We start from the raw sequence: 6054 nt of genomic DNA on the forward strand, positions 1-6054 counted from the left end.
GGCCACGATGACACCGAGCAACACCGCGTAGGGGACATCGAAAAGAATGCACCACACGAAGGTCGTCGCCCCGGCGATGACCGACGTCAGCACATTGCCAAACAGATAGTCGCCCAGCTTGGCCACCACCTCGTCTCCGATTCCTGATCGCGCGCCCTGGTCGCCGAGGAACCGGTCCCCAGCGCCGAGCAGCTGATGTCGGCGGCATGTTCGCTGCCTGGTGTTCTGCTCACCCAAGTCGCCGCGATGCGCGCGCTGACCCGCCAGGGTATGGATTCCGCCGCGACTCCGCCCGTGGCGGTCGCTGGGCACTCCCAGGGCGTGCTGGCCATCGAAGCACTGCGCGCCGCCGGCGCCAAGGACGTCGAGCTGCTCGCGCTGACGCAGCTGATCGGCGCCGCCGCCACGCTGGTGGCCCGGCGGCGCGGTATCACCGTGCTCGGCGACCGTTCGCCGATGGTCTCGGTCACCAACGCCGACACCAAGCGAATCGCCGCGCTGCTCAACGAATTCGGCAAGGACGTGCGGACCGTAGGGCTGCCGTTAGGTCTTATGCGTCTTCATTTTGTCAACCGCCACCGGCCCAAGTCGGTTCGGAAGGCTAAACAACTTTACGCTCGAAACAAGCTGGCTAATTTTGATTGCTGTACGCCGTCGCGATGCAGATGCTGCGTCTCAGCCCCTACGTTCGTCCTAACGTCGATTTCGGGAGCGACCCGCGCACATCAGCCCACAGGTGGGTTATCAGCCGTTAGCCGGTGAACGACGAATTGAGCTGCCTCCGTTGCCATTCCAGACTCCACGTAGACGCGATGCGCCGCTACGTCATTGCCATGCGAGCACACCGGATCCGCACCGTTGCACAGGTCGATCGCCTTATAGCCGAACAGCGGGCTGATCGCGGTCAGTGGGCCCCCGATGCGGTTGGAGGGGTTGCCGAAGACGGCCACCGCAGCGACATGATCAGCAACGTCGTTTAGTAGCGGATCTCCGAATCCGAACGTCGCTTGTCCAGGCACGGTGATGAGGTCGATGACGGCTGCGCCTTGCGAGAACCCGCCGAGCACCACTTTGGTCTGCGGGCATGAAAAGGCGGTGCTTTCAACAAATTGCCTGGCGTCATTTGCGCCATCGACTGCGCGGAGAAAATCATAGGATGCCGGATAGTCGACAGCATAGACGGCCACGGACTTGCCATTGGTAAGGGAGCGCAACGAGTCGACAAATGCCTGCCCGACGCGTCCAGGACCCGATGGCTCGGCGGTGCCGCGCGCAAACACAACCTGGATGTCTGGGCATGATCCAGCCCGCGCCGGGTGGACACTGCCTGAGTCGGCAAAAGATACCGCCGGCGTGATGAGCATCGCCCAGATCAGCGCCGCCGCAATGCCAACAGAAAGCTCAGCTAAGCTCTTCCTCATATTTCACGCCTTCTCGCGGTCAGCGGCGCTTGCGCAGCGCCGCGGTCTGACGGTTCCCACCGTCAAAGCATCGGCTGCCTGTGACCAAACGTCGTCAGCGCTAGCGCCCAAATGCGGTTGGCGCCAGCGGTAATGCCGGTCACCTGCGTTGCAAGTCTTAGCCGCTAGTGCGGGTCGGTGCCGAGCAATGGCCGTTAGGACCGGATGGCGGAGCCACCGTCGAATTGTCGGAACTCGAAGTGGCCGACCAGTCGTGGTCCGAGCCATTGGGCGACGTCGGCTACGGAGTCCAGCAGGCGTGCGCCTGGAGCCTCACGCAGCACATACACCGCGGTGCTGGAGTCGCATGTCGGCGAATCGCTTCACAGCGTGTCCCGCGGATCGGGCTTCACCGACGTCGTCGAGATCACGGTGAGCGTCCCGTCGCGAGAGTCCGTTAGATTGAGCAACTCGCCACTGGGACTAAGTGCTACTCCTGCCGGATGCGGACCGACCGCGACGGTGCCCACAACTGAGTTGTCCGAGGTGTCGAGAACCCATACGGTCCCGTGAGCGAATCGGTGGCATATAGCGGTCGTCCGTCGACACTGATGCTAATGCGGCGTGGTACCTCACCAATCGCGACGCTTTCGGTAGCCGCGGTCGAAGTATCGATCGCAGTGACTGAGTGCAAGTTGGCGGTATAGATGAATACGCTCTCCGGCCTGACCGCGACGTCTATCGGAGCATCGTCAAGGGCGATGGCAATGCCACAACGTGTCCCAGGGTCAACTACGGGAGATGGAATTGCTGTGGTAGTGGGTGGCGTACAGGAGGCCCTCGGGGTCTACCGCGAGGTTCTCCGGTGCCTCATCCACTGCAATGAAGTCGACGGTTTTGTGGCTGGCGGTGTCGATGACCGCTATGGTGCCCCCGCGATGGTCATAGCGACGGCCAGCGGACGCGACATACAACCAGCGACCGTCCCGGCTTAGAGCCATCGCGGTGGTGCAGCGTTCGACCGCGATGAGAGCAACCGAGGCGCCGTCGGCGCGGATGGCCGAGATCCAGGTACTGCTGCCGTCGCCCACCCCCTCACCGTGCGCCAGGTAGATCTACTCACCGTCTGGGCTGACTGCTGCAGCGCTACTGCGCTGCACACCAAAGGTTTTCGCCGTCATTTCGATTGGATCGATTATCGACAGTGAACCGTCGTAGCCGGTGACATAGATTCGACTGCCGTCCGAACTCATCATCATGTGTTTCGGCTCCGGACCGATCGGAATCGAGGCGACGATGTGGTGGAAGCTGTTGATAGCCTCGACCGAATCAGCGGTCATGACATAAATCAGATCGCCGCCCCGACTCGTCACAACGTCGCGCGCGCAGTCGCCGAGCCAAACCTTGGCAATCACCGCGTCGTCCCATTCCCCATCGTCGCTGCCTCCAGAGCGAGCAGCGGCGGCATCGCCCGTCACGTCTCGTTTGGGGCCAGCGCCAGCATCACCGCGTCTGGTGCCGCCCACCGCCGCAGGTGCAGGCCGGTCAGGCTCTGCTGTGCAGACCGACCATACGTAAAAGCACGTCCGACATTGCAAGAACACCTGTGTCCCAATGTTTTTCAGAAGGAATTGCCAGTGGATGCCGCAGTTGCGCCTACTTTCGCATTCAGGGCACCCGGTGCCATGGTTGCAATTCGTAGGTGCCAACCATGCACGCCTGCTCGGGTCGGCGTCCGGTTCAATCGGTGGGTGACTCAACGGTCTCCCAACTACATGGGTGGTCACACGTGAAACGTGCTTGCACAGCGACTTTGCCGGCAATTGCGCTTGACGAGAGTTGGGGGTCCAGATCCGCACTTCAATCCTGCCCGACAATGGGTTCTGAAACTGCTCGACGACATGGCCGCGGCGCCCCGCACCGCAACACGCAACTTCCGCCGACCCAGTAGCGGTTCGGGTGACGTTCCTGCGGTGCCGTGTCTTTCATTGCGTCAGCATCGCGGCCCAGGGCCGAATGCCCTCAATGCTGACGTCCATTCACGGTTCCAGCCACCTTCAATTAGCCAGCTGCCGACGGAGCTCGATCAAAGATCTTAGGCTGGAATCAAGCATTGCCGATCGCCAACGACATCAAGGACCGCACGGCCCGGTCTGACGGTTAATTCGTTGGGCATCAGGGCCGCTGGACGTTGCGCAAGGCGGTGACCATCGATGGGTCGGTTACCGGCCTGCGAGCTCGGCTAGCGCCGCGTGGGCGGCGTTGGCCCCACACATGTCATGCGCGCCCGGGCCTGGCGGGGTGGCCGCTGAGCAGATGTACACGCCGGGGACCCCAATATAATAGGGGGACGGGGTGATTCGTGGCCAAACGCGAGTTGGCGGATGTCTTTGGCACCAGTCATAATGTCGCCGCAGGCGAAGTTTGGGTTATATGCGGGCATATCGGTGGTGGTCCGCGCGGCCTGACCGACGATGCAGTCGCGGAATCCTGGTGCGAACCGCTCGATCTGGGCGATGATCGCCGCGGTGGCATCGCCGGTATAGCCGTTGGGCACGTGGGCGTAGCTCCACACCGGGTGGATGTCGCCGACCGAGCGTTGTGGGTCAGCTAGCTGTGTGACTGACGGTGGCCGGTGACAGGCTGGGTCTTGGTCTTTTGTAGCAGTCTTTCGTACGGGGTTTGGCCGCCAAGGCCGCCGTGGGGCCGGTGGTAGTTGTAGTAGTCCTCCCACTCCTTGAGCTTCTGGTTAAACAGCCCAGCGTCATCCTCGACGACACCGTCGAGCAGTCGGTAGAACTCCTCGGCATCGATGCGGTGCGAGCGCTCTACTTTCCCGTTCAGCCTGGGGGTGGCAGGGCGGATGTAGACGTGACCGATGCCCTGATCAAGCACGTGCCAGTGGAAACTGGACTGGAACTCCGCGCCGTTGTCGGTCTGGATCTTCTCGACCTGGAACGGCAGTCGTGACAGGACGTAGTCCAGGAACTGGATCGCGGTGTTTTGGTCGGACCGGGGATAGGCCCGCAATACCCGCAGCCGGGTGCAGTCGTCAATCGCGGTGTATTGGTAGTAACGCTTTCGGCGGCCGGCGCCGGCTGCAATCGGCTCGATGAACTTCACGTCGATCTGCACGTGATGGCCGGGGCGCTGCTTCTCGTAGCGCTTCCATCGCCCCGAGTGACGTTTGTAGCGCTGCGACGCAGGAAGGCGATTCATGCCGAGCCGCTTGAGGATTCGCCATACCCCAGAGGTGCTGATGGCGACGTCGTGGTACCGCTTGAGGTACATCGTGATCTTCATCGGCCCGAAGTGGTAGTGCTGACGCAGGTGGATGATCTTCTCGACCACCTCGGGGTCAGTGATCGTCGGGCAGTGCAACGGGGCACTCGAGCGGTCCTTAAGGCCATCTAGACCCTCGTCTTCATACCGACGCTTCCACCGATAGAAGACGTTGCGGCTGATGCCGTAGTAGCGGCACGTCGCCGCCACATTGCCGCTGACCTCCTCGGCGTGTTTCAACACGGCCAGGCGTCGGTTGGCGCGCCTGATCAGATCCTTCTCACTCCACACACGCTCAGCCATACGGCTCCTTCCATCAGGAGCCCAGACTGTCAACAACCTCAGTCAGTTTTAGAGCTAGATACTGCTGGCCGACTAGGACGAACGGCCGCTGCGGCATCCGGCCTGCATGGACGTCGCGTTCGGCGGCAGCCAGCTCAGCGAAGCTGCCGCCCAGGTGCACGGTCCCGGCGCGGCGGGCGTGCGGGTTTGTCCACGGAACCCCACCCTCGACGGCGAAGTCCACTTTGAACGCGCCGGGCCCGCGGCGAAAACGGCTGTAGGCACGCTGGATTCGGGGCGGTAGCCGGTCGGCGAGGATGGCTGCGACCGATTCCGGGGCCAGGTCGAACAGGGTGGCGTCGGCCGGCGGTAGCTGGGAGGCGGCCTGGATGGGGACGCCGGTTTCGATCTTGCCACCCAGGTCGGTGAGCATCGCGGCCAGCGCGGTGGTGATCGACGCCGACCCGCCGTCGGCGACCGGCCAGCCGTGGCGGTGTCCGGCGGTGAGGATGTCGAGCCCAATCGCTGAGGTCATCGGGTAGTGCAGTGGCCGGAACGGTTGTGCGACGCCGCCGCCAAATAGTGCCCGTCCCTGTGCCGTGCGCATCCGACACAGATCCGGCCGCGAATCCGCCGCGTGCCAGATCATCTGCGAAAGGGCCAACTAGGGTGATACCAGACCGAAATTATCGGCATACGAAATGGGTTGGGAAGCAGGCTATATCAGCCGCTACCTTACAGAAGGTCGCTTGTCGACGAAATCCGGTGCAGCACAAAGACTTCCGCATAGCCCATCTTAGTGAACTGCCAGAGTAAGGCTGTCCTTTCTCAATCTATCTGCGCTTTTGTCACTCTTTCTGTTCCGCGGCCGCGGTCTTCTCACTCTTTCTGTTCCGTATTCGTTCAACCCTGACCTTCGCGTGACCCTGCAGTGACGCTATGGCGAGCCTGGGTGCTACCGAGCGCGCCTCCGTCCTCTCCCGGCTACTCCTTCGAGATATGTCACCGTGACGATTTGGCCTCCGTAATCGTGCTGGCCGTCGGTGTTTTTGCGTTCGGACGGAAACAGCGGCGTGCCGTGCCAGGACGG

At 62.4% G+C, this 6054-nt stretch carries 4 protein-coding genes and 3 pseudogenes; 1 reads left to right on the plus strand and 6 read right to left on the minus strand.

Going from position 1 to position 6054, the window contains the following annotated elements; all coding sequences use genetic code 11:
* Window positions 1-150: 150 nt before the first annotated feature.
* A pseudogene (locus ACLQI9_RS27995) lies at window positions 151-546 on the plus strand (hypothetical protein); the annotation flags it as partial.
* A gap of 179 nt (window positions 547-725) precedes the next feature.
* Here ACLQI9_RS27995 and ACLQI9_RS28000 read toward each other — a convergent pair.
* The 6 genes and pseudogenes from ACLQI9_RS28000 to ACLQI9_RS28025 form a co-directional block, all read right to left on the minus strand.
* Entirely contained in the window at window positions 726-1364 is a 639-nt protein-coding gene (locus ACLQI9_RS28000) for a cutinase family protein (protein ID WP_442376003.1), read from the minus strand.
* A gap of 824 nt (window positions 1365-2188) precedes the next feature.
* Entirely contained in the window at window positions 2189-2491 is a 303-nt protein-coding gene (locus tag ACLQI9_RS28005) for a YncE family protein (RefSeq protein ID WP_442376002.1), read from the minus strand.
* A gap of 24 nt (window positions 2492-2515) precedes the next feature.
* The gene (locus ACLQI9_RS28010) at window positions 2516-2878 is read right to left on the minus strand and encodes a YncE family protein (protein WP_442392462.1); all 363 of its coding nucleotides are present in this window, start codon (window positions 2876-2878) and stop codon (window positions 2516-2518) included.
* Between the two features lie 744 nt (window positions 2879-3622).
* Window positions 3623-4014, minus strand: a pseudogene (locus tag ACLQI9_RS28015) (FAD-dependent oxidoreductase); the annotation flags it as partial.
* On the minus strand, window positions 4011-4985 hold the full coding sequence (locus ACLQI9_RS28020; RefSeq protein ID WP_442376000.1) for an IS481 family transposase: 975 nt from the start codon (window positions 4983-4985) through the stop codon (window positions 4011-4013). The gene ACLQI9_RS28020 and the pseudogene ACLQI9_RS28015, both read right to left, overlap by 4 nt.
* 52 nt (window positions 4986-5037) lie before the next feature.
* A pseudogene (locus ACLQI9_RS28025) lies at window positions 5038-5568 on the minus strand (FAD-dependent oxidoreductase); the annotation flags it as partial.
* Between the last annotated feature and the right edge of the window lie 486 nt (window positions 5569-6054).

Source organism: Mycobacterium sp. (assembly GCF_052143115.1).
Taxonomy (GTDB): domain Bacteria; phylum Actinomycetota; class Actinomycetes; order Mycobacteriales; family Mycobacteriaceae; genus Mycobacterium.

What these genes read in the sequence shown, in the direction of transcription:
- ACLQI9_RS28000 (WP_442376003.1), bottom strand. Translation starts at nt 1,364, where the DNA reads ATGCTCATCACGCCGGCGGTATCTTTTGCCGACTCAGGCAGTGTCCAC.
- ACLQI9_RS28020 (WP_442376000.1), bottom strand. Translation starts at nt 4,985, where the DNA reads ATGGCTGAGCGTGTGTGGAGTGAGAAGGATCTGATCAGGCGCGCCAAC.